We start from the raw sequence: 23,015 nt of genomic DNA on the forward strand, positions 1-23,015 counted from the left end.
GCGCCCACCGCGCCGTTCAACGCGCCCCCGAGGCCGGCTTCGAGACCGGCACCCACGTCGGCCCCACCACCCAGCGCGCCGCCCAGTCCGGCGGTGATATCGCCACCGGCGTCCACAGCGCCCGACAACGCACCGCCCAGACCGGCACCAGCGCCCACCGCGCCATTCAAGGCGCCGCCGAGGTCGGTACCTGCGCCAACGGCGCCGTTCAGGGCGCCCCCGAGGCCCGTTTCGAGGCCGGCACCCACGCCCGCCGCACCATTCAAGGCACCATTCAGGCCGGTGGCCAGGTCGACGCCCGCACCAGCTGCGCCGTTCAAGGCACCGCCGAGACCGGCGGCGAGGTCCGCGCCTGCGCCAACAGTGCCGTTCAAGGCACCGCCGAGACCGGCGGCGAGGTCCGCACCTGCGCCAACAGCGCCGTTCAAGGCACCGCCGAGACCCGTTTCGAGACCGGCGCCCACGCCTGCCGCGCCGTTCAGCGCACCGTTCAGGCCCGCGGCGAGGTCGGCGCCTGCGCCTACCGCACCGTTCAGGGCGCCGTTGAGACCGGTGCCGAGGCCGAGCGCGGTGTCGATCGCGCCGTTCAGGCCGAGGCCTGCGCCGAGGGCGCCGTTCAGGCCTGCGGCGAGGTCGGCGGCCGCGTTCACGCCGGCGTCGATGTTCACGTTCGCGCCGGTGACGGCGGACAGGGCGGCATCGAGGCCGGCGCCCACCTGGGCGGCGGCGCCGGCGACCGCCGAGGCGGCCGCGCCGAGGCCCACGTCCAGGCCGAGGCCGAGCTCGGCGTCGGCGGCGGCCGCGGCGGTGACGGCGGCGGCCGCGGTGGCCGTGGAGGCGAGGGCCGCGCTCGTGCCTGCCGCGGCACCGGCGGCCACGATCGATTGCAGCTGGGAGCCGCCGCTGACCAGCGCGGATTCCGCCACCATCGGGGCGACGGCGGAGATGTCCTCCGGGGTCACCTCGAGGCCTGCCTGGGCCAGCGCGGCGCACGGGTTGGCGCAGTAGCTCGCCGCCGCTTCCCGGTCACGCAGCAGGTTCAGGATGAATTCCAGAATCGCGTTGGGGGTCATCGAGATCAGCTCCTCCATCGTGGGCGGTGGTGCCCGATCCGTTGTCGTCGGAATGTCTTTCACGCTAGGTCGGCGACTCGTTACAGGTAATGGGGCGAATACCTAGTTCACTCGGGGCACATCCATTAGGGGCTCACCGCCGATTAGGGGCATTTCCCCGTATTCACCCCGGCGCAGGTAACAGCGGCCTACCGGCAACCGACAGATCGGGTGGGACGTCGGCCACCCTGGCGATCTCCCTGTCCACACCGTCTACCGGTCCACCGGAAGTCCTGCGAACGGGGTTTGTCCAATGACAGAGCGTCTGGCGCTCGGCATCACAGTCGGAGCCGCGAATTCGGTCGCCGCGGCCACGACCGCCGACGGGGCTGGTGCCACTGTTCGCAGACACCGCAGCACCTTGCTACTCGGCGCGGACGGCTCGATCGGTTTCGCCGACGCTACGCGCCACGCTCGCGGCGTGGTCGTCGACGACTACCTGTCCAGGGTCGGCGACCCGGTAGACATGCTGGCAGAGGACGGTTCCACGCACGACGCGGCCGACCTCGTCGCCGCCGCGACGCGCGCGCTGGTCACCGAACTGTCCGTCGCGGGGGCCGAATCTGCCGAGGTGGCGACCATCGTCGCGTGCTGCCCGGCGTGGTGGCCGGAGCAGACCATCGAGATCGCGCGCGCCGCACTCGCGCGCGCGGGACTGCCCGAGGTGACATTGGTGCCCGAGCCACTGGCCGCGGTGCGCCGGTACGAAATGGAGAACGGCCTGCTCGACGACGGCGCGCTGGTCGTGTACGACCTGGGCGCGAGCGGGCTGACGGTGACCGTGTTACGCACCGGCGAACAGGCGGGGCTGCTGGGCGCGCCGGTGCACAGCACCGCGATCGCCGGCTCGGAATTCGATTTGCTGACGATGCGCTACGTCCTGGCAAATGTTCTGGACGGAAATGACATCGATCCATTCGACCCGGTGGTCGAAGAAGAACTTTCGGCATTGCGAGCCCGCTGCAGAAATGCGAAAGAGGAGCTCTCCAGAATTACCGCGACGGTGGTTCCGGTGGGCCTGCTCGACCCCACCCGCCGCATCGAACAGGTCCGGCTGACGCGCGGCGAACTCGAAGATCTGCTGCGGCCGATCCTGCTCGACTCGATGAACCTGCTCCGTGACGCGGTGCGCCGCGCCGGACTCACCCCCGGGGATGTCAGCCGGGTGCTGCTCACCGGTGGCGGCGGCGCGATCCCGCTGGTCGCCGAGCTGATCTCCTCCGAATTCGGGCTGCCCGTCACCGCCTGCGCCGACCCGGCGACCAGCGCGGCGCACGGCGCAGCCGAGATCGCGCTGGACGTGGCCGCGATCTCCGTGCCCACCGAGGCCATCCCCGCCGTGCCCGCGGCGCGGTCACCGGTGGCGCCGGTCGTCGAGGAGCTCGCGCTACCGCCTGCCGATCCCGCTCCCGCCCGGATGTCGTCCGCCAAACGCGCGGCGCTCGTCGCCGCGGCGGCGTTGACCATGGCCGCACTGGCCACCGGCACCCTGGCGATCGGCGGCGTCACCCAGCCCACGCCGACCGGACCCGACGCGACGACGAGCGCGCCGCTCGCCCCCGGCGTCGCCGCGTCGACCAGCACCGGCGGAACTCCCGGGTCGGCGCCGAATACCACGGACTCGGCCGTCGCCGACCCGACCCGGCCGGGCGCGACGAGTGCCACCGTGCGGCCGGGTGCGATCCCGGTCGGCACCACCGAAGCCGGGGCACCGGGCGGCACGCCCGCCGCGGGAACGCCGGCACCGGCCGGTGCGCCCGCCGACGGCACCACGGCACCCGCACCGGCAGGCGGACAACCCGATCCCGCCACCGGGCAACCCGCGCAGGCCCCACCCGCCGGACAGACGCAGTCCCCCGCACCTGCTCCAGCCCCCGCACCGGCACCTGCTCCCGCACCTGCCCCCTCCCCGGCTCCACGGCCGCAGGTCCCCCCCATCAAGGTGAACCCCGGTGACCTACTCGACGGCGTGGGCGGCGCGGTCGAGGAGACCATCGAAACGGGAACGCAGCTGCCGGGCCGGGTCCTCGGAGGAAACGGTGGCTGACATCGCCCTCGACACCTTCCCGAACGCCCGAACCATCTTCCGCGAACTCGACACCGCAGCTCAGCAGCCCGTACTGCTGCTGATCCGCGGCCGGGCGGGAACCGGAAAGTCGGTGCTGCTCAAAGCCGTTCGCGCGCATCTGCGTGGCCGCGATATCCCGGTCGCCGAATCCGCTCGCGGCAACGGCGACGGCCGGTCGGTGCTCATCGCCGACAATGTCCACCACTACACCGATGCCGAGCTGCACACCCTCTGCGCGGCAATCGAATCCGGGCAGCGTTCGATCGTGCTGGCTACCCAGCCGCGCCCACACGACCCTCGATTACGCACCCTGGCCGAAGCCGTCTCGCGCCACGGCCGCACGGTGGACCTACGCGCGCTGGGCAGCGCCGACATCGCCTCGTTCGCCAGGGAACTCGGCATGGCCGTGTCCCAGCCACTCGCGCTGCACATCCATCAGCTGACCGCAGGCATTCCCGGCGGCGTGGTCGCGGCGCTGACCGCAGCCCGCTCGGCGCCGCTCGAGGCGTGCGTGAGCGCCGTCGACGACGCCGTCACCGCATGGACGCGCGCCATCCTGGACGCGATAGAACCCGACCTGCTCGAGACACTGGTCATCGCCGCGACCGGAACCGGTTTGGACGCAACCGAACTCACCGAAGTACTCGGCGTCGGCACCGATACCGCGCACGACCTGATCGACCGCGCCAGGGCGGGCGCGCTGGTCACCGATGCCGACCTGCTCCTCGCGCCCGCGGTGGCCCCGCTGCGCACCCTGCTCGGCGACCGCCGCTACGTCGAGGTGCAGCGCAAGCTGCTCACCGCGCGGATCGACTCCGGCCTGCTGCGCGATCGGACGGCGCTGATCCTGGCCGAGTCCGGCGTCGTCGATGCCCGCCTCGCCGAATTCCTCTGCCGCACAGCGGACAAGTCCGACCATGCGGCCCGCTACTACGCGGCCGCGGCCGCGGCCGGTGCTCCGGTCGAGTCGATCGCGGTGCGCTGGGCCGAAGCCGCAGCGCACGCGGGCGACACCGACACCGCGCTCCGGCTGGCCGAACCACTGCTGACCGCCGATAACGTCCCCCACACCGAACTCGTTGCCGCGGTGCGCATCTGCGCGAGCGTGCTCACCCGGCGCGGATTGGTCAGCCGTGCGGCCGGGCTGTACAACTGGCTCGGCCCCGACCGGGTCGGTGCGGACTGGGCGTCCGCGGCGATGGTGCTGACCCTGGCCGGCGACCTCACGGGCGCGGCACGGCTGTCCGGCGCCGCACAGAACTGGCCGCCGACCGAGGCCGACGCGGGCGCGCGGCTCATCGCCTCCGCGCTGCACGAATCGCTCGACCCGCACGGCGCGGGCACGACCGCCGCGATTTCGGCCCTGATCCAAGCGGGCAACACCGGCGACGATCGATACCTGCCCGGCACCGCGGTCTCGATCGCCACGCTGCTCTGCCTGGGCGCCGGTGAGCCCAGCCGCGCCCGGGACTCGCTGGCCCGGGCGGCCGATATCGGCAGGGGCGATCAGCTGCCGGTGCTCACGGCCTGGACCGCCCTGCTCGGCGGGGACGAACGACGCGCCGCGAGCACACTGGCCGAGATCGACATCGCCACGCTCGCGCCGCGCGATCAGCTCCTCGCGCACGCGCTGGCGGTGGGGCTGGCCCGCCGCGGCGGCGATCACGCGGCCCTGGCACGCGCCTGGCAAGCCGCCTGCCCGCTGTTCGACCAGCTCGAGGCCGACCTGCTGAGCCTGTTGCCGATCGGCGAACTGTGGCTGGCGGGCATCCGGCTGCGCGATGTGCGCCGGATCGAGCCGCTCGTCGACGCGGCCAAGGCGTTGCTGCGCAAACTCGGTCGCGCACCCGCCTGGACCAACTCCTTCCACTGGTACGGGGTGCAGGCCGCGCTGGCCGACGAGTCGCCCCGCGAGCTGCTACCCCATGCCCACGCGCTGAAGACGGCCGCGGAGGCGGGCGACCGGCAGGCGGTCGTGCTGGCCGACGCCGGGCGCACCTGGGTGCTCGTGCTGCGCGGCACCGTGGCCGCGCCCGAGGTGCAGGCCGCGGTGTCGGCGCTGGCCGAACTCGGGCTCACCTGGGACGCCGCCCGCCTGGCCAGCGAGGCCGCGCTCGCGGCGGGCGATTCGGCGACCGCGACCACCCTGCTCAAGCTCGCCCGGTCGGTGCGTGTCCAAGCCCACCCCGTCGAACCGTCGCGACCTGCGGCGCAGCCGCTCCCGCAGACACCGGACGGGCCGGCGCCGCTGACCGGCGAGGCCGCCACGCTCAGCGATCGCGAGCGCGAGGTTGCCGAGCTGGTGCTGCTCGGTCTGACCTACCGGGAGATCGGCGCACGGCTGTACATTTCGGCGAAAACCGTGGAGCATCACGTCGCGCGAATCCGACGCCGGATAGGCGCGCGCTCACGATCGGAATTATTGTCAATGCTCCGCGCCATGGGACACGGTTCACTGCTGGTGTAACCGACGCGGACGACGTCGACGCCGAAGCGAGGTAAATCGGATGGCCACTGGGGTCGGCCTGCGCATGGCCGATGACGAGTGCATCGCCGCGGTGGTCACCGAGGACGACACGGTGCGGATCATCGCGCGGGATGCGGTGCTGCACATGTCCGACGACGGTGACGCGGCACTCGGCGGGCCCGCGCCCACCGGGCACGCGCACTCGATCGCCGGTTTCGTCCGCGCGATCGGTGACCCGGCGGGCATCGATGTCGATGGCGGCGAGGCCTACCGCGCCGAGGATTTGCTGGCCACGGCCATGTTCTGCCTCATCGATCTCACCACCGAGCACCTCAGCGGCCCCGCGGAGTTCTATGCGACGCATCCGGCGCACTGGTCGCCGGAGGTCGTGCGCGGTGTGCGCGAGGCGCTGGACTACCTGGGCCTGAAGTCGGTGGCGCTGCTCGGCGAGGACGAGTTGCCGCCCGCCGGTGACGCCGGCGCGGGCCGGTCGTTCGCGACGGCCGCCGCCCAGGCCGCGCTGGTCGCGGTGCTGGCCACGCCCGCGGGTGCGACACCGCCCGATCCGATCGTCACCGAGAACTCGCTCGTCGTCACCGATGTGATGCCCGCGGTGCCGCGTCCGGCGGCGACCGCGCAGGCGTATTCGGCGGCGATGCCGGTGACCGCGCAGCCGGTGCCTGCGCGGCCGACGAAGGCACTGGCCACCCCGACCACGGCCATGCCGGTCGTGCCGGTCGAACCACCGGCCCCCGCGCCGCGCAGCCGGACCCCGTTGCTGATCGCCGCCGCCGCGCTCGTCGGGCTGCTGCTCGGCGGCGTCGCGGTCTCGGTGGTGCTGCGCGGCGCCGAGCCGACCACCCCGCCGCCGATCTCCGACGCCCGCCCGGACTCGCTCACCGTGACACCGACTCCGCCGCCCGCGCTGCCCCCGCCACCGGTCGCCGAGACCGCCACGCTGGCGCCGGTCGTCACCCAGACCACCGAGCCCGAACCCGAACCGACGACCAGCACGGAAGCACCGCCGACGACCACGCCGGAACCGACCACCACCGAGCCGTCGACCCCGCCCGGCCGCAGCACGACCCGCCCACTGATGCCGTTCCAGAACTACCCGCCGGGCTCCCTTCCCTCACCCATGCGGATTCCCGGCTACAACTGATTCGGTGCGGGGGTACCGTAACCGCGCCCGCTGCGCACTTGTGCCCTAGAGTGATGCGCTGATCGACATCACAGCCGCCGGCGGTGGTCTCGATCACTCGTGCCGACGAAGGGATTTCATGCGCAAGTTGGTGGCGCGTCGCGCCGCAGTCAAGGCAGCCTCCGCCGGTGTCGCCGCGACTGTTCTCCTGGCACCTCTGCTCGGCTCAGGTTTCGCTTCGGCTGAACCCGCTGCGCCAGTTCAGCTTTCCGCGGACGCCCTGCCCGCCGAACTGGTGACGGCCCTCTCGCGCGACCTCGGGATGACCCCGACCGAATACCTCGACCGCGCCGCCCGCGCGCAGCAACTGCGCGACTACGCGGCCGATTTCCGCGCCGAGAACCCCGACTCCTTCGCCGGTGCCTGGCTGACGCCGGAAGGCAAGGCCGTCGTCGCGGTCACCAACGCCGACGCGGGCAAGCTCGCCGCGGCCGACGGGTACCAGACCCACCTCGCCCCGATCTCGGCCACCGGCCTGGAAGGCGCGCTGCTGCAACTGAGCCAGTGGATCGCGAGCCTGCCGCGCGAGCTCTCCGCGCCGATCAGCTCGATCGCCATAGACGCGCTCAACAGCCAGCTGGTGCTCAATATCGCCAACACCGGCCCCGGCCACCTGCTGAACCTGCCGACCCTGATCGCCACCATCAAGGTGGTGCTCTCCCCCGGCGGCGGCGGACCGGTCGAGTACAAGCCGATGGGCGGCGACACCTACATCACCGCGGCCAAGGACCTGCACGACACGACCCTGCGTGGCGTCGACGTGTGCTCGTTCGGCTTCAACAGCACCGACGCCGCGGGCAACGCGCTCAACATCTCCGCCGGCCACTGCAACCCGAACATCGACAAGGGTGGCAGCGCGCCGGTCTACGTGCCCAACGTGCGCGACATCCCCAACAGCCCCGAGGTCGGTTCGTTCTCCAAGGCCGTGCTCGGCGGGCCCGCCGCGCTGGACTACTCGGTGATCAAGCTGAACGAGCGCGCGGTCAACGCGGGCATGGATCAGCCCCGGGTGCGCGGCGCGAACGGCACGACGCTGGCGATCACCGGCACCGCCGAACCGGTCACCGGCGCCCCGGTCTGCAAGACCGGACAGTCCTCCACCTTCACCTGCGGCTTCGTCTCGGCGGATCGGGTGGAGACCCAGCTGTTCACCGCCGAGGGCGTCAGCAAGACCATCCGCGGCTTCGCCAGCACCGCCTGCACCCTGGGCGGCGACAGCGGCGGCGCGATTGTCTCCGGCACCCTCGCGCTGGGCATCACCAGCGGCTCCAACGCCTCCGAGGCGCCCAACTGCACCGAGGCCAACACCCAGCTGGCCCCCTACGGCGGCACCGCCTCGCTCGGCGTGCCGATCCGGCCCATTCTGGCCGATATCGAGGCCACCTCCGGCGGGGGTCTCGGCAGCGGAATCACGGTGCTTACCAAGCCGAACGCGGGCTGATCCGATAACGATCCGACCACGCGGACCGGGTGAGCGAAATCTCTTGCCCGGTCCGAGTGGGCATAACCCGCTCGAGCCCATATAGTTCGATCATGCTCCTGCCACGTATGGGTCGCACCCCGTCCGCGCGAAGCTCGAGAAGAGCTCGGAAATCCGTGATCGCCGCCTCGGCGGCGATTCTGCTGTTCGGCCCTACGATGGCGGTTGCCGATGCGCAGCCCGCGCCCGACCTGCCCGCCCAGCTGGTCGAGGCGGTCACCCGCGATCTGAAGATCTCGCCGGAGGAGTACCTGCGTCGCGCCGATATCGCGCAGCAGGTCGCCGCGTTCTCCACCACCGCCCAGCGGCAGTTCCCGCAGACGTTCGCAGGCGCCTGGCTGAACGACGCCGGTAACGCCGTCGTCGCGCTCGCGCAGGGCCCCGGCCTCGACCAGGCCCGCGAGGCCGCCGAGTCGGCCGGTTTCGAGGTCCGCAACGTCGCCAAGAGCGAGTCCGCGCTGCGCGGTGAGAAGACCGCGTTCGAGAACTGGCTGGCCGCCGCGCCGCCGGAGGTCGCCGCCCTCGTGCGTGGCGTCGTCGTCGATCCCGTGAACAACGCGATCGCGGTGCGCGTGGAGCAGGCCGGTCTGCCGCTGCCGAGCTTCATCGACCCGTCCCGCGTCGTCGTGACCGCACCGCCCGTGGCAGGCGAGCGCGTCGATCTGACCGCCACCCCCGTGGCCGGTGACGGCAACGGCGCCCTGGCCGGCGGCGACGGCTACGCCTCGGTGGTCGGCCGCAGCTCGCTGCGGTGCTCGCTGGGCTTCAACGGCACCGACCGCGCGGGCAACGTCGTCAACATCTCGGCGGGTCACTGCAACCCCGATCTCGGCACGGCAGGCACCGCCGACGCCGCCGCTGTCTACGAGCTGAACGGCGACCGTGCGGGCGCCCAGGTCGGCACGTTCCAGAAGTCGGTGCTCGGCGCGCAGGACTACTCGATCATCCGGATCAACAACAACGCCCGCCCCCGCTTCGAGAACAACCTCGTGCGCGTGCCGGGCAACGCCCCGATCGCGGTCGACGGCGTGGCCACCCCGGTGGTCGGCGCCCCGGTCTGCAAGTCGGGTGCGCGTACCGGCTTCAGTTGCGGCATCATCAACGGCGTCGACCAGACCGTGCAGGTCGGCGATCGTCAGATGACCCAGAGCTTCTCGGCCAACATCTGCGCCCTGCCCGGCGATTCGGGCGGCGCGATCGTGACCGGTCGCCTGGCGCTCGGCATCTCCAGCGCGTCGTCGGTCGCCGACTACCCGATCTGCGAGATCCCGAACATCATCGGCGCGATCACCGGTGACGTCCCGCAGCTGTTCGCGCAGCCGCTGAGCGTCGTCCTCTCGGACAACCCGGGTCTGTCGGTCCGCACCAACTGATCGCGGTTCCACGGCACAGAGCAGCCCAGAAAAGGCCGGTAGCAGTGCGCTACCGGCCTTTTCGGCGTTCAGGGCATGCTTGGGGCATGTGTCTGGTTCTGCTCGCCTGGCGGGCGCACCCCGAGTACCGGTTGATCGTGGCCGCCAACCGGGACGAGTTCTATACCCGCGACACCGAGTCGCTGCGCCGCTGGCCTGGGGAAATGCTGCTGGCCGGTCGCGATCTCGGCGCCGTCGCACCGGGTACCTGGCTGGGTCTGCGCACCGACGACCCGCGGTTCGCCACGGTCACCAATGTCCGCAATCCGCACGACACCCCGCCGCACCCGCGCTCCCGCGGCGCGCTGCTGATGGACTATCTCCGCGGTGCCGCGTCGCCGTCGGACCACCTGGCCGGGATCGCCACCGCGACGGACGACTACATCGGCTACAACCTGCTCGTCAGCGACCTGCGCACGCTGTGGTGGCATTCCAATCGCAGCGGCACCGGCCCCACCGAACTGACACCCGGTCTGCACGCGCTGTCCAATTCCGCCCACGTGGCGTCGGAGCCCGGATTCATCCACACCCGTCCCCAGGCTCCGATGGTCACCGGGGTGGGCGCACCGCCGTTGTGGCCGAAGGTCGCCACCGGCCTGGCCGGTCTGCACGACATCGTCGCCACCGCGCCGGATTCCGTCGCGGACTACTTCACGCTGCTCGCCGACCGCACCGAAGCGCCCGACGACCTCCTGCCGCACACCGGCATCCCGCTGGAATTCGAGCGCGCCGTCTCGGCCCGCTTCGTCGCCCATGATCTGCACGGCACCCGCGCGAGCACGGTGCTGCTGGTCCGCGAGGACGGTCACTACACCATGGCCGAGCGCACGTTCGGCCGTCACGGCGAAGCCGGCGGCTCGGAATCACTGTCCGGAGTCGTCGATCTCGGCTGAGAGAACGCCGAAGGCCCCGCTCCGGATCGGAGCGGGGCCTTCGCGGTGAAGCTGTGGATCAGCTGGCGGGCTTGGGCTTGTCGGCCCACACCGTGGTGCCGTCCGGCGCCTGCAGCACCTGCAGGAGCTCCCAGCCGGTGACGGCCATCGTCGGACCACCGATGGCGATCATGCCGATGATGCCGCCGGCAGCGGCGCCGACAGTCAGGCCCGGCAGGCATCCCACCGGGATGGTGACGACACAGCCGATGACCGCGCCGATGGCGGTACCGACGAACGTGCCGATCGCGGTGCCGATGCTGAACTTGCTGGAGAAGTCGTTGATCGCCTTCTGGTTCTCCTGAGCCGAAGCGATCTCCTGCCCCTTGAGTACCGGCTTGGGCGAAACCACGGTGGCGGCGATGTCCACGCCGGCCGGGCGCTCCGGGGTCAGCTGGAGCACCGTGGCGTCGTTGACGACCTCGGCCTTGGTCGGGATCTCGGTGCCGTTGATGGCGTAGGCCACCGGCAGGGAGATGACGACGTCGCCGCGGGTGTCCTTGATCTCGGCGATCCGGGTCTTGGGCGCCTCGGGCGTCTCCCCGTCCTGCTCGACGATCGAGAAGGTGCCGTTCTTGATGGTGGCGACGACAGTCTTGTCGACCAGCTTCACCGAGTACTTGATGCCCTCGGCTGGGGCCGGGACCGGCTCGGCATTCGCAGTCCCCATCGCCACAGTCATAGCGCCGATAACCAGTGCGGCTGCCGCAGTGGTCCTACGGAAGTTCATTAAGGGTTCCAATCCATCAGGTGTGGTGCGGTGCGATCCGCAACACGCGAGACTCGTCAAGTAGGAACACACCACGAGGTGTCCTTACTTCTCCCCGAGCAGTGTGAAGACCGGCACAGCAGGCAGAACAGCTGGAGCTTAATAGACCGAAACCTGGGAAGCCAGAAGCAATCTCGGTCATCCCGGTAAGCCTGACCTTAGTTTCAACCCATTCCGCACGCGGTTCATAGTGCTCACCAGCAGACATAGGCGACTGATCATCTAACTTGTAAGTGATATAAATCACAGTCGCCCATCGGTCTCACGCCGTGCGGCCGTTGAGCGAGCGCCCGGGCAGGCGGCTTGCCAGGAAATCCACCGCGGAGCCCAGCACGCCGATCACCAGGATGATGGCCACCACCTGGTCGTAGGCGAGCTGATCACGAGCATTGAGAATTTGATAGCCGAGCCCTGACCGCACACCGAGCATCTCGGCAGGGACCAGCACGATCCAGGCGGTGCCGAGGCCCAGCCGCAGACCGGTCCGAATATGGTCACGCACCGCCGGAATGATCACGACCCGCAATTGCTCCGCGCGCGTCGCGTGAAATGACCGCGCTACGTCCAGAAACCCACGGTCGATGGCATGGACGCCGGACACCGTGTTCAACATGATGGGCCACACCGCCGCCGCCGCGACCAGGAAATAGACCGGCTGATTGCCGATCCCGAACAATGCGATGGCGATCGGCGTCCACGACAGCGGAGAGATCATGCGCAGGAACTGCACCACGGGCGATGCCGCCTGTTCGATCCGCGTACTCAGGCCGATCAACAGCCCCATCGGTACACCGATCACCGTCGCGATGGCCAAGCCGATCAGCAACCGCCACAGGCTTATCCCCGCATCGGATACGAGGACACCGCGCTGATACAGATCGGCTATCGCGGGAAATACATGTTGGGGCGCGGTCCGGCGCAGCAGCGAGTGCTCCGGCGACAGCACCGTCGTCGCCGTCCACCACAGGCCGACCGTGAGGATCACGGCCAAGGCAGGAGGCCAAATCCTGGCAACGGCAGACCGGGACGAGGTGCGGATCCCGGATTTCGGTCGAACAGCGGTAGAAATAGTCACAGCAGGTGCACCTGTTCAGTTCTGTCGAGGCCGGCGGGCAGCCCGAAAACATGTGTTCCACCCTGTGCAGCAATTGAATTCATGACGAAGGTGTCGTCCACGAGCTCACCGTGCGCCCGGCTCGGGTCAAGTTTGTCCAGAAAGCTGCGGTCACCGTCGACCACTGTGTCATGCATTGCTTCGACGAGTCGCCGGGTGAAACTCGGATAGGGGTACGGCTGAAATCCCACCAGCTGCGGCGACCAATCCGGGCGCTGGAACTGATACGGCGGGTTCGGATAGGCGAGCGCGGTGCGCACCGCGGGTAGCGGCTGCGGCAGATAGCCGCCCGATGTCAAGGCTTCGGCGGCCCGGCCGCGATCCATGTTGATCCGCAACTGCGCGGACACCACCGCATCGGTGACCGCCTGCACCGCAAGCGGCCGCTCGGCGATCACATCGTCCCTGGTGACCAGCACGCAACAAGCATGTTCACGCCACACATCGCCCAGGAAGACGTGGATCCGGCCGATCTTCTTGATCTGCGCGATGGCATTGAACGGATCCGCCACCACGTACCCCGAGATCGAACGGTTCGCCAGCGCGGGCACCATGTCCGAGGGGCTCATGACGACCAGTTCGACCGTGCGCCGGGATCGGGACGCGGTGCGCCGGACAACCGGTGTGATATCGCGTGCACGCAGCAGCTTCTGGAGCACGATGTTGTGAATCGACCACCAGAACGGGATGGCGACCTGGGTGCCGATCAGCTGCTCCAGATCGGTGATGTCCGGAGCGACGGTGAGTGCCGAGCCGTTGGTGTGGTTCCAGCCCAGTACCCGCACGCCCGCACCCAGCACATGCCGCAGCTGGATGGCCATCGGCATCAACAGATGCGCGACGTCGATCTGACGCGAGACGAACGCCTCGGCCAACCCGGACCAGCTTCGGAACAAGACGGGCTTGCTGCCACTCACCGACCCCGAAGGATAGAGGTGTGCCGAGTGCGCGATCAGCAACGGAGCCGCGTCGGTAATCGGGAGATAGCCGATGCGCAGGGCGCTCTCCCGCCGTTGTCCGGCGGTCGCCGCGCTACGGGCGAGGTCGGCCGAGCCGTAGAGCCCGGCCGCGACCGTGAGTCCCGTCGCCCCGGTCAGCAGGTGTCGTCTCGAAATACCGCTCACGGCACCACAACCTCGTCCGGATGGTATTGCCCGAGGATGTCCGCGCGCAGCGACGGCATGTCGCCGGAGTTCTGCACATCACGCCACTCACGGCGAATCCTGCCCTGGTCGAGCAGAACGATCCGATCCGACAGCCCGATCGCCTCGTCGACGTCGTGCGTGATGAGCACTACCGTGGCCTCGAGCTCCGCGACGAGCTCAGCCAGCCACTGCTGCAAGTCGATCCGGGTCGCCGGGTCCAGCGCACTGAAGGGCTCATCGAGCAGGAGCAGCCGTGGCCGGGTCGCCGCCGCGCGCAACACGGCTACCCGCTGCGCCTGGCCACCGGACAACTCGCCCGGAAACCGCTGCGCCAGGCTGTCCAACCCGAACCGCGCCAACAAGGTTGCGGGATAAAGCTGGTCGAATTCACGACGGTGCGCGGAAAAACGGCTTGCCAGTGAGATGTTCTCGATGACAGTGAGCCAGGGCAGCAGCAGAGCCTGCTGGAATACCACCCCGGTACGTGGCCGGGCACCGTCCGAGCTCCAGCTGATCGTGCCGGTGGTCAGCTGCTCCAATCCGGCCAGGACCCGCAGCAGCGTGGACTTCCCACTGCCACTCGGCCCGAGCACCGCCAAGAACTCACCGCGGTCGACCGAGATGTCGACGGTGTCCAGCACGATGCTGTCGCCGAACTTCTTACTCCCGCCGTCGACCTTCAGTTCACAGATACTCAATTCGGCCATCTCCCAACACTTGTTCACCTCCGGAAACCGCGCGCACCGACGCCGGTGACGTCGGTGCGCGCGGTGCGCCGGCCGCTGCCTACGCGCCCTTGACGCCGGTCAGCCGCGTGTACATGCCGCCGTGCAGGTAGTCGACGACGACATCGCTCAGCTGATCGCGGAATACCTGCTCGAACGGGCGGAGTTCCCGGAAATGCGATCCGACGATGCCCGACTTCACGAAGTTGTACCCATTGATCGCCTGGCGGGCGGGGCCGGTCGTCCGCGGCAGGGCGTCGATGATCCGTACGAGGGTGCCGGGCTCGAGATTGGCGAGCAACTCCGACAATTCCTGTGCGGGGTGCGGCACACAGCTCATGGCAATGCAGCTGAACACCACATCGACGTCCCTGTTGACCGGGAGTTTGGCAATATCCTCGGTCACCAGGGTGACATTGGTCCACTTGTTCTCGGCAACACGCTTCTCCGCCTTCGCGAGAATGGCGGCGTTGTTGTCCAAGCCGATCACATGACCCGTCGGGCCGACTGCCTCGAGCAACGCCGGAAACGCCAGGCCGGTGCCACATCCGAGGTCGGCCACCTTTTTCCCGGTCAGGTCGAGACCCTCGACCAGACCGGGGTGCAACTTGCCGATGCCGCCCAGGGACAGAAACCACGCCGTCGTGTCGTAAATCGGCGCCGCAATATCGTACCGCTCTGCGAATTTCATTCGAATCTCTCAGGTTTCTCGTCGGTCGGACAAATTATCGTGGAGTCAATCGGACGTTGAATCCGCCCTTGATCATCGGCGCCAGGCCGGTGTCCTCGTTCAGCTTCCAATTCGGGGGCAGTTCGATCTTGTACCGGCTGAAGATCAAGGCAACCAGGTACGGCGCGATCAGGTATCCCAGCTGGGCGCCGGTGCACCGATGCGGACCGCCACCCCAGGCGAGGTAATGCAGCAGTCGCGGCGCGTCCACCCGCTTGCTCTGGTCATAGAAGCGATTCGGGTCGAACGTATCGGGATCGGTCCACCAGCGCTCGTCGCGGTGGATTGTCGAGATGGGAACCCCGAGCATCGTGTTCGGCGCAATGTCGTAGCCCTGGAAGGACGCACCCTTGGCGGTGAAACGGAGCAGGAGCGGAAGCCCCTGCATTCGCATCGATTCCTCGAAGCACGCTTTCACCCAGCGCATGCTGCGTACCGACTCGATGGTCGGCTGGGAGAGATCGACAGTGCCGGACTCCTCCACCACGCGATCCCGCGCTTCCGCGGCGAGGCAGGTGCGAACGACCGTCTGGGTGATGGCGCCGGCCGTCGTGCCGTACGACGCGCTGGTCATCGTCGCCACGTCGAAGCACAGGTCGAAGAACGACAGCGGGGTCTTCAGCTTCTGGTAACCCAGCAGCATGCCGTCCAAGACATCGCCATAGGTTCCCAGGGCTGGCGAGTTCTGCCGCTCGACAACGCGATCCTTGACAATCTTGCCCGCCGAGTACACGGCCCACGGCCGGATGTTGTACCGGCCCCACGGACGTACCAGGTTCGGCGGATCGGCGATCTTCAGCGTCGATCCGAGGAACTTGGTGAACGTCGAGAGACCATCGTGCAGATCGTGCATTTCGGCGGGCGTGAACGGCTCCGTGAAAGTCTGCTTCAGCACTCCGCGCAAGAGGGTCTGGAAAATCGCTTCCTGCAGATCGGTGACGCCGTCGGCGTCGGTCGCCGCGGCGATATTCGACTCGAGGCTCCCGAGATAGGCTTCCGCGTTCGCGTCGAACGTGCTCTGCAGGCCACCGCGCGTGACCAGTGGACTCAGGATCCGGCGCCGCTCCCGGAAAAGGTCGCCCTCGATGAACGACAGCCCGTTCTGCCGCTTCGACACAGCCGGATGGTAGTTTCCGAATTTGCTGTAGTCGCCGGAGGTGTCACCCATCGCGGCGTGCGCGTCTTCCGGGTTACCCAGTACGACCAGGTCCCGGAGCGGGAGCTTGATCCGGACCACATCGCCGTACTGGCGGACCGCATCGCGCAAGAACTTGTTGCGATCTTTCGAAAACTCGGGGTACGAACCCATCAGGCGATGACCCGGCGGACCGGGCAGGTGCTTGTTGTTGAATCGGCGGCTGGTTATGCCGGTGACCGAGGGCACCTTTTCCGCCGTAGCGGTAGCCGAAGCGTGTGGGCATTTTTCGGACATCACAAACCTTTCCCTTACGGGTGGACTGTCAGGGATTTGTCTACGTCAGGGTCGGCGTGGCGCGGATCTAGGCCGGGGAAGCCGCCGTCTTCCGGAACACGTAGGCGCGGACCAGACCACCGAGGTGCCTGCCTGCCGAGTCCAGTACCAGTCCGGCACGCTCGCAGCGGACAACGGTGTGTTCCGCGCCGCGATCCATCTCCACTTCCCGGGTCATATGGGCGACGGAGTCCATGCCGACCACTTTCGCGACACCCCGGATCAGCCACAGGCGGAACTTCAGGACATTCCGCAGCAGCGGGCTGTCCGGCATCGCGAGTTCGATCAGCAGGAAGCGGCCGCCGTCGCGCAGCACCCGTGTCGTCTCGGCAAGCGCGGCCGACGGGTCGTCCATGTCGTCGAGCGCGAAACACATGACGACAGCGTCGAAACTCGACGACTCGAACGCCAGCGACTCCGCACTGCCACTCGCCAGCCGCCACTCGCTGCGGGGCCGCTCCCGGCGCAGCCGCTCGAACTTGCGTTCCGCCACCTCGAGCATCTGCTCGTTGAGATCGACGGCGCAATAGGAGATCGGCACGTCGTATACCGCGGCGAGGGCAGACCCGATCTCGGCCGTTCCCGCAGCGACATCGAGCACCTCGGCACCGGGTTGGAGCCGCAGTGTGCGTACCGCCCGGCGACGGAGCCTCTTGTCACCACCCAGCGTGAGGATCGAATTGACCAAGTCATAGCGCGGAGCTATTTTCGTGAACATTGCCTGCGGCGTAGCAGGACGCGTCCCGACCATTCAGATCTCTCCTCGCTCGTTTCCGGTACGTTTCATCGGCGCGGGTCCGCGCGGCGAATGCTCCGCGCGGCCTTCTCGGCGCCGAAAGCCAGCAGGGTGGACCAGGCGCCGGATCGCGCGCTCTTGCCGTCGCGCATCCAGCCCGCCAGCAGGCCTGCGAACTGACGAATGTGCGCGCGCCCCGCCAGCACGGGGGCCTCCGCCGCGGGGATCCGGGCATCGATGAGCATCGGACCGTCGCCGCGCAGCGCAGCGCGGAATGCGTTGCCGAATTCCTTGGAGGTCCGCACCGTGGCCGAGGGGAGGCCGCAATGCTGGGCAAAGCTCGCGAAATCGACCTCGGCGAATTCGGACGACCGGTCCGGCCACCCCATGATCCAGCTCTCGAACTTGATGGCCGCGAGCGCATTGTTGTTGAAGACCACGATCACCATCGTCGAATCGACGCTCGCGGCATTTCTGAGCTCGGCCAGCGTGATACCGATCCCGCCGTCACCCACGATCGCCACGGAAACGTCGTCCGGATTGCGCACGGCGACATCGACTGCGGCAGGCACCGCGAATCCCATGGTCGCGAACGACGCGGTCCACAGATATCGGTGTGCCGACCGGACGTAGCGGTACGCCCACAACGTATTGATACCGACATCGACGCTCAGGGTCGAAGCTCTCCCGACCTGTGCGAGCTCCTTGTCGATGACCTGGGCAACCGTGGCAGCCCGCAGTCGCCGGGAACTTTCGCGCGGCCCCCGGCGCTGCGGCGTGCGCTCGACGGCGGCGTCACGCACGGCGGCGTCCTCGCTCAACAGCCCGACCAGCGCCTCCAGCGTCTCGCGGGCGTCACCGAGCAAGCCGATCGAGTCCGGCGGGAGGCGAAGGAAGGTCAGCGGATCGGCGTTCACCGAGATCACCGGGTTGTGTCCGACCATCTCGAACGCGGAACCCCGCCACGACACGCCCACCACGATGACCAGCCGGCTCTTGCGGATTCGCTGCATCGCATCGTCGTTTCCGGAGGTCCCCACCAGACCGGCGCAGTGCTCCCCGACGACATCCGCGGCCAGCGCGCCCATCGTGCAATAGAGGGGGCTTCCGGTGCGTGCCGCCAACTCGATGAGCTCGGTTCGTGCACCCGCCGCGCCACGCCCGATGATGATCGAGATGTCCTCGGCTGCCGTGATCAGTTCCGCCGCTCGCACAATGTCGTCGGGTGCGGCCATTGCCTTGCCGGGCAGTCCGATCAACGAAGCCGGGATCCCGGCCGAGCGGGCGACGGCCACGAGCTCTGCGCTGTTGCGAGCCGATATCGCGGAGTTCGACACGTGAATGTGCGTCACTCCCCGCCCGCCGGCGGCGACAGTCGACAAGGCATCGCGAACACGCGCCGAATCCTTGCCGGTGCCGTCCAGAACGACCGATATCGCGGCGATTTCGGCCAGCACGTCGACGGGGTCCATCAACCAGCGGTCGGTCTCTACGGAGATCAGCAGCACGGAGGCGTTGTCGAACGACGCGTCGTAGAGCCCATTCAGCTGCGCGAGCAGTTCCGCGGGCGTTGTCACCACCACGCAGGCAGTGTTCCCGCCGGCCTTGAACGCCGCGGTGGCCCGCATGGCAGCCGCTTGGATATCGGCGACAATATGCAGGTCGAGACCGTAATCCGAGTCCGCGGTCGCGCCGATCCGGGCATAACTGTTCCTCGACAGATAGGCCGAGCCGATCCCCCGGCAGGCGGCCGCCGCGAACAGATCGGTGACGAACTCGACGACATCGGCGCGGGGCGTCTGCCGGTCGTCCGGCGCCGAAGGGCCTTCGAGCGCCGAGGTCAGAATCAGGACCGGTCCGCGCTCCCGTCCGGCCACCTGCAACCGCGAACGCAGTTCGGTCGCGTCTGCCGCCCAGAACACCGCGATACCGAAGGCTTTGCCCAGCGCACGGATCGTCGCACCGGACTCCGCGCGGCAGATGACCGTGACCGGCACGTCGTACCGGGCAGCGGTGGAAAGCTCCGAGATGTACTGGTCCAGCGCGGCGAGATCGGTGAGGGCATAGCACCGATCGTTCGTCGCCAGTGCAAGACCGATCGACATCGGCAGCGCCGAACCTTCGGCCTCCAGATTCCACGCACTGCGAATGTTGGTGTGCGCGTCGAGGTACCTGCGTGCCAGCCGCCGGGTTGTCCCGGGGTCGACCGCGACCGACTTACCCACGAGGTGTTGCGCGAGCACCGCCCACCCACCGGGCACTTCCGGATTCCGCGGCGTCTCGGACGCATTCGCCGCTTCCGCGGCGGGTGCGCCACGGCGGCTCCAGACTGCGGAAGCCAGCGCCTGCACGATCAACGGGATTTCGCCGGCGATGCCGATCCGCCGGCATCCTTCGTCGAACCCCGACGTGGCGACATCGGTGATCTCCACCACGAGATCCGCCGCGGGAAACAATCGCGCCACACCGGCGGTCGGCCTGCCGATCAGGAGAATGCTCTCCGCGGCCGGCACGCCATCGTCGGCCTGGGCCACCGACCACTCCGGGATTCCCGACTCGGGCAATGCCACGAGCGAAGCATCCAGCGCGTCCGCGAGCAGGTGAGCGCAATCGGCTACTTCCCGGCTGCCCGCGCCGAGCACGATGGCCGTCGGCTGCGCGCAGAGGTAGTCCGCGAGGTCCTCGATGCGCTTCTTGTCCACCTCGGTCGCCGTCCGAGAGCCCATCCGGTACGGGCTCAGCTGCTCGAGCTCGTCGACCGGCGAGTTCAGCACGTCCGACGGAATGGCGATATGCGCGGACGTCTGCTCGAGCCGTACCGAAAGCACCATCTGGTCGAAGACGGCGATCTGGTCGGGCGAGACGATGTCCGATGATCGCCATGTCCCGTCCCGGAACAGCCGTGCCGAATCGATTTCCTGGAACGACTTCGTACCGATCTCCGCCCGCGCGACCTGACCGGATATCGCCAGCACCGGCAGGCGGTCGTACAGCCCGTCGTAGACGCCGGGCAACAGGTGTGTCGCACCGGGCCCGGCCGTACCGAAGCAGACCCCGACCGTGCCCGACCCCTGCGCGTACCCGACGGCCATCCAGGAGGCCGCGCTTTCGTGACGTACCGCGATCAGATCGATCTCCGGACGACGCCCGACCGCATCGACCAGGCAATTGACCGATTCTGCCGGCATACCGAAGATGTAGCGCACATCGTTGCCGATCAAGCGGTCCACGAGGGCATCCGCGAACCGTGGGCGCCCCAGCAAGTCGGCGCCGAGGTGTGTATTCATCTGCATGAAATTGCCTCCACTCGTCTGTATCCATCCGCGAGTACGTCGACGACTTCGGCGATCTGTTCAACGGCGGGAACGGTGATCCGGACACCCATATCCGGGTACGACCGCACCGCGATCCCCGACTCGGCGAGATGCTCGACGAGCGGAGCCGGGGAGCGCATCGGTACCCAGACGAAATTTCCGTACGAATCGGGGAGGTCGATGCCATGCCCGCGAATCGATTCGATGAACATCGACCGGGCGTGCACGACCGAATCCACCTGGGCGGCAAGCTCGTCGACCACTTCCAGGGACGCGACAGCGGCTGCTACCGCCAAACGATTCACCCCGAAAGGCATCGCCATTGTTCGGCAGGCGCCGATCAGGTCGGCGTGACCGACCGCGTACCCGACACGGAGCCCGGCCAGGCCATAGGCCTTCGAAAAAGTCCGCAGGACAACCAGATTCGCGTGCCGTCGAGTCATCCGCAGAATTGCCGACGGATCATTGCCCCGATCGAACTCGATATAGGCCTCGTCCACGACGACGACCGTGTTTCGCGGAACCCGGGAGAGGACCATCTCGACCTCGTCGGGACCTACCTGCTCGCCCGTCGGGTTGTGTGGTGCGCAGATCAGGATCGCGGCCGCGTCGTCGCCTGCCGCTGCCACCATCGCCTCCAGCGGCTGCCACCGGCTCGGTGTCCCCGGCACCGGCACCGCGATCCCGCCCGCACCCACCACCACCCGCTCGTACGCGTCAAAAGCCGGGACCGCGAAGACGACTCGCCCGCCGTGTCCGGCAACCCAGCGCACGAGGTAGGCCAGCACGCCTACGCTGCCCGGACCGACGACTACCTGATCGGTTCCGCAGCCGGTGAATCGTGCGATCGCGCTCCGCAGCGATCCGTACGCGGCAGCGGGATAGGCCGCAGCGTGCTCCACTTCGTCCGCGATCGCGGTGCGAACGCTCGGCAACGGAGCGAAGGGCAAAGCATTGTTCGAGAGATCCAGCACGGCCGCCGAGGTATCGGCTTCCTCACCGGAGCGATATTCGCTCAACAAGACTGCGTCACGCACAACCGTCAACCTTTCCACTGTCACCCGATGTCTTCTTTTTTGCGCGTATCGAGTTTCAGCGCATCCATGAGAAAGATGATTGCCAACGATCCGGCTACGACGCACAGCGATGACAGGGACGGGTCCGCCAGCAGCACCCACGTCGACAGGTACCCGGTCGAAACGATCATGTCGAAACGAAGCATGTTGTTCGCCGATCGGCTGTCGTCGTAACGGATCATCCGCACGCACTGGACGCAGACGACCGGAAACCACACGAGGGCGATCAGGTATTTCTCGGTGAACTGTCCACCGACCACCAGGAACAGCGGCCCCAGGTAGACCAGCGCAGTGCCCACCGCTGCCGCGATCGCTGCCCGCTTTCGCGTTCCACTGATTGTCGCCGAGGTCGACAAACCGGCTTCCCGATCACCCTCGTAATCGGGCAGATTCTTCACCAGCCCCTTGGCCGCGAACCACAGGAACAAATAGCCGGCCATAATGATGAACGGCCAATTTCCGGCAATCGCGGGACCGTTCTCCGTCACGGCCGGAGCCATCAGGAACGGAACGGCGACATCCAGGGCGAAGAGGCCGAGCGACAGCATCGGCCGCGCTTTCACCCGGAACGGCGGCAAGGAGTACTGGTGGGCGATGACGATGCAGACCACGGTGAGCAGGACGAATGCGGGACCGACGACGGCCGCCGCCGCCAGCATGACGAAGCACACCACGTACGCGCTGCGCAACAGCCGCTGCCGCCCGTACAGACCGAGCAGGTACAGCCGGGCCGGGATGTTCTGATTGTCTTCGGCGATATCCGAGTAGGCATTGAACAGATTGGCGACCGCACTGTACAGAAAAGTGATCAAGAAGCCGATGAGAACATTCAGATCGATGGGCAGACCGAGCAGCTTGCAGGCGAGGTAGAACGCCAGCATGCCAGGCAGGCAGGTCCGCGGACGCGCGAAGGAAAGAAACAATCCGACGCGTTCGAGAATTCCTGTGGCGAACCCGTCGGACGAGTTCACCCAATCAATTCTCTTGTCTGCCGATTTCTCCAGGAATTCGTCAAGCGTCGGTTTCGAAATTGTTCCAGTCACGATCACGCCCACTCGTCATGCGCAGTTCCAATATTGCACGCTCCGGACCTCACAAACGCCGAAACTCGCATCCCCCGTTTGTGGCCGCGCCGCGGAATCGGCGGCTGGTGCGACCATACATGACATTCGAACCGGACGGCAGACTGTCCAACCGCGACTTTCTCCAGTTGTACACACTCCGCCGATCCTCGAACAGTGGCGATTCACGCTATTCTGCGTG

The 23,015-nt window shown here is 68.0% G+C and carries 17 protein-coding genes; 6 read left to right on the forward strand and 11 right to left on the reverse strand.

Annotation, left to right across the window (positions count from 1 at the left end; translation table 11 throughout):
* Positions 1 to 1,073: IniB N-terminal domain-containing protein (locus ACFVAV_RS21230; RefSeq protein ID WP_379036745.1), on the reverse strand; the 1,073-nt coding region annotated here is incomplete at its 3' end.
* Positions 1,074 to 1,365: 292 nt separating this feature from the next.
* On the opposite strand from ACFVAV_RS21230, the gene ACFVAV_RS21235 reads away from it, so the two are divergent.
* The 6 genes from ACFVAV_RS21235 to ACFVAV_RS21260 all read left to right on the forward strand — a co-directional run bounded on the left by ACFVAV_RS21235 (position 1,366) and on the right by ACFVAV_RS21260 (position 10,633).
* Positions 1,366 to 3,159, forward strand: a complete 1,794-nt coding sequence (locus ACFVAV_RS21235) for an Hsp70 family protein (protein WP_379036746.1) — start codon at positions 1,366 to 1,368, stop codon at positions 3,157 to 3,159.
* On the forward strand, positions 3,152 to 5,647 hold the full coding sequence (locus ACFVAV_RS21240) for a LuxR C-terminal-related transcriptional regulator (protein ID WP_379036747.1): 2,496 nt from the start codon (positions 3,152 to 3,154) through the stop codon (positions 5,645 to 5,647). The genes ACFVAV_RS21235 and ACFVAV_RS21240 overlap by 8 nt, the downstream gene beginning before the upstream one ends.
* Before the next feature lie 40 nt (positions 5,648 to 5,687).
* On the forward strand, positions 5,688 to 6,809 hold the full coding sequence (locus ACFVAV_RS21245; protein WP_379036748.1) for a hypothetical protein: 1,122 nt from the start codon (positions 5,688 to 5,690) through the stop codon (positions 6,807 to 6,809).
* Between the two features lie 118 nt (positions 6,810 to 6,927).
* A complete protein-coding gene (locus ACFVAV_RS21250) occupies positions 6,928 to 8,289 on the forward strand; it encodes a S1 family peptidase (protein WP_379036749.1) in 1,362 nt (453 codons plus the stop codon).
* 92 nt (positions 8,290 to 8,381) lie between these two features.
* On the forward strand, positions 8,382 to 9,701 hold the full coding sequence (locus ACFVAV_RS21255; RefSeq protein WP_379036750.1) for a S1 family peptidase: 1,320 nt from the start codon (positions 8,382 to 8,384) through the stop codon (positions 9,699 to 9,701).
* An 86-nt stretch (positions 9,702 to 9,787) separates the two neighbouring features.
* On the forward strand, positions 9,788 to 10,633 hold the full coding sequence (locus ACFVAV_RS21260; RefSeq protein ID WP_379036751.1) for an NRDE family protein: 846 nt from the start codon (positions 9,788 to 9,790) through the stop codon (positions 10,631 to 10,633).
* Positions 10,634 to 10,691: 58 nt separating this feature from the next.
* On the opposite strand, the gene ACFVAV_RS21265 is transcribed toward ACFVAV_RS21260, so the two are convergent.
* From ACFVAV_RS21265 to ACFVAV_RS21310, 10 genes are all read right to left on the reverse strand, one after another.
* Complete coding sequence (locus ACFVAV_RS21265; protein WP_379036752.1) at positions 10,692 to 11,342, reverse strand: hypothetical protein; 651 nt, start codon at positions 11,340 to 11,342, stop codon at positions 10,692 to 10,694.
* 361 nt (positions 11,343 to 11,703) lie between these two features.
* Positions 11,704 to 12,510, reverse strand: a complete 807-nt coding sequence (locus tag ACFVAV_RS21270) for an ABC transporter permease (RefSeq protein WP_379036975.1) — start codon at positions 12,508 to 12,510, stop codon at positions 11,704 to 11,706.
* A 2-nt stretch (positions 12,511 to 12,512) separates the two neighbouring features.
* Positions 12,513 to 13,679: an ABC transporter substrate-binding protein gene (locus tag ACFVAV_RS21275; protein ID WP_379036754.1), complete on the reverse strand. Its 1,167-nt coding sequence runs from the start codon at positions 13,677 to 13,679 to the stop codon at positions 12,513 to 12,515.
* Positions 13,676 to 14,407: an ABC transporter ATP-binding protein gene (locus tag ACFVAV_RS21280; RefSeq protein ID WP_379036755.1), complete on the reverse strand. Its 732-nt coding sequence runs from the start codon at positions 14,405 to 14,407 to the stop codon at positions 13,676 to 13,678. The genes ACFVAV_RS21275 and ACFVAV_RS21280 overlap by 4 nt, the downstream gene beginning before the upstream one ends.
* Positions 14,408 to 14,486: 79 nt before the next feature.
* Positions 14,487 to 15,116, reverse strand: a complete 630-nt coding sequence (locus ACFVAV_RS21285; protein ID WP_379036756.1) for a class I SAM-dependent methyltransferase — start codon at positions 15,114 to 15,116, stop codon at positions 14,487 to 14,489.
* 34 nt (positions 15,117 to 15,150) lie between these two features.
* Positions 15,151 to 16,539, reverse strand: a complete 1,389-nt coding sequence (locus ACFVAV_RS21290; protein ID WP_379036757.1) for a cytochrome P450 — start codon at positions 16,537 to 16,539, stop codon at positions 15,151 to 15,153.
* 115 nt (positions 16,540 to 16,654) lie between these two features.
* The gene (locus ACFVAV_RS21295; RefSeq protein ID WP_379036759.1) at positions 16,655 to 17,344 is read right to left on the reverse strand and encodes a class I SAM-dependent methyltransferase; all 690 of its coding nucleotides are present in this window, start codon (positions 17,342 to 17,344) and stop codon (positions 16,655 to 16,657) included.
* Positions 17,345 to 17,409: 65 nt separating this feature from the next.
* A complete protein-coding gene (locus ACFVAV_RS21300) occupies positions 17,410 to 20,655 on the reverse strand; it encodes a thiamine pyrophosphate-dependent enzyme (protein WP_379036761.1) in 3,246 nt (1,081 codons plus the stop codon).
* Complete coding sequence (locus ACFVAV_RS21305) at positions 20,646 to 21,818, reverse strand: aminotransferase class I/II-fold pyridoxal phosphate-dependent enzyme (protein WP_379036976.1); 1,173 nt, start codon at positions 21,816 to 21,818, stop codon at positions 20,646 to 20,648. The genes ACFVAV_RS21300 and ACFVAV_RS21305 overlap by 10 nt, the downstream gene beginning before the upstream one ends.
* On the reverse strand, positions 21,734 to 22,801 hold the full coding sequence (locus tag ACFVAV_RS21310) for a UbiA family prenyltransferase (RefSeq protein WP_379036762.1): 1,068 nt from the start codon (positions 22,799 to 22,801) through the stop codon (positions 21,734 to 21,736). Before ACFVAV_RS21310 ends, ACFVAV_RS21305 begins: the two co-directional genes overlap by 85 nt.
* Between the last annotated feature and the right edge of the window lie 214 nt (positions 22,802 to 23,015).

It is taken from the genome of Nocardia sp. NPDC057663 (assembly GCF_042799895.1).
Taxonomy (GTDB): Bacteria; Actinomycetota; Actinomycetes; order Mycobacteriales; family Mycobacteriaceae; genus Nocardia.

Excerpts from the sequence above, each read along its gene's own strand:
- ACFVAV_RS21300 (WP_379036761.1), bottom strand. The coding sequence starts at position 20,655 with ATGCAGATGAATACACACCTCGGCGCCGACTTGCTGGGGCGCCCACGG.
- ACFVAV_RS21255 (WP_379036750.1), top strand. The coding sequence starts at position 8,382 with ATGCTCCTGCCACGTATGGGTCGCACCCCGTCCGCGCGAAGCTCGAGA.
- ACFVAV_RS21285 (WP_379036756.1), bottom strand. The coding sequence starts at position 15,116 with ATGAAATTCGCAGAGCGGTACGATATTGCGGCGCCGATTTACGACACG.
- ACFVAV_RS21260 (WP_379036751.1), top strand. The coding sequence starts at position 9,788 with ATGTGTCTGGTTCTGCTCGCCTGGCGGGCGCACCCCGAGTACCGGTTG.
- ACFVAV_RS21245 (WP_379036748.1), top strand. The coding sequence starts at position 5,688 with ATGGCCACTGGGGTCGGCCTGCGCATGGCCGATGACGAGTGCATCGCC.
- ACFVAV_RS21235 (WP_379036746.1), top strand. The coding sequence starts at position 1,366 with ATGACAGAGCGTCTGGCGCTCGGCATCACAGTCGGAGCCGCGAATTCG.
- ACFVAV_RS21280 (WP_379036755.1), bottom strand. The coding sequence starts at position 14,407 with ATGGCCGAATTGAGTATCTGTGAACTGAAGGTCGACGGCGGGAGTAAG.
- ACFVAV_RS21265 (WP_379036752.1), bottom strand. The coding sequence starts at position 11,342 with ATGGGGACTGCGAATGCCGAGCCGGTCCCGGCCCCAGCCGAGGGCATC.
- ACFVAV_RS21250 (WP_379036749.1), top strand. The coding sequence starts at position 6,928 with ATGCGCAAGTTGGTGGCGCGTCGCGCCGCAGTCAAGGCAGCCTCCGCC.
- ACFVAV_RS21295 (WP_379036759.1), bottom strand. The coding sequence starts at position 17,344 with ATGTTCACGAAAATAGCTCCGCGCTATGACTTGGTCAATTCGATCCTC.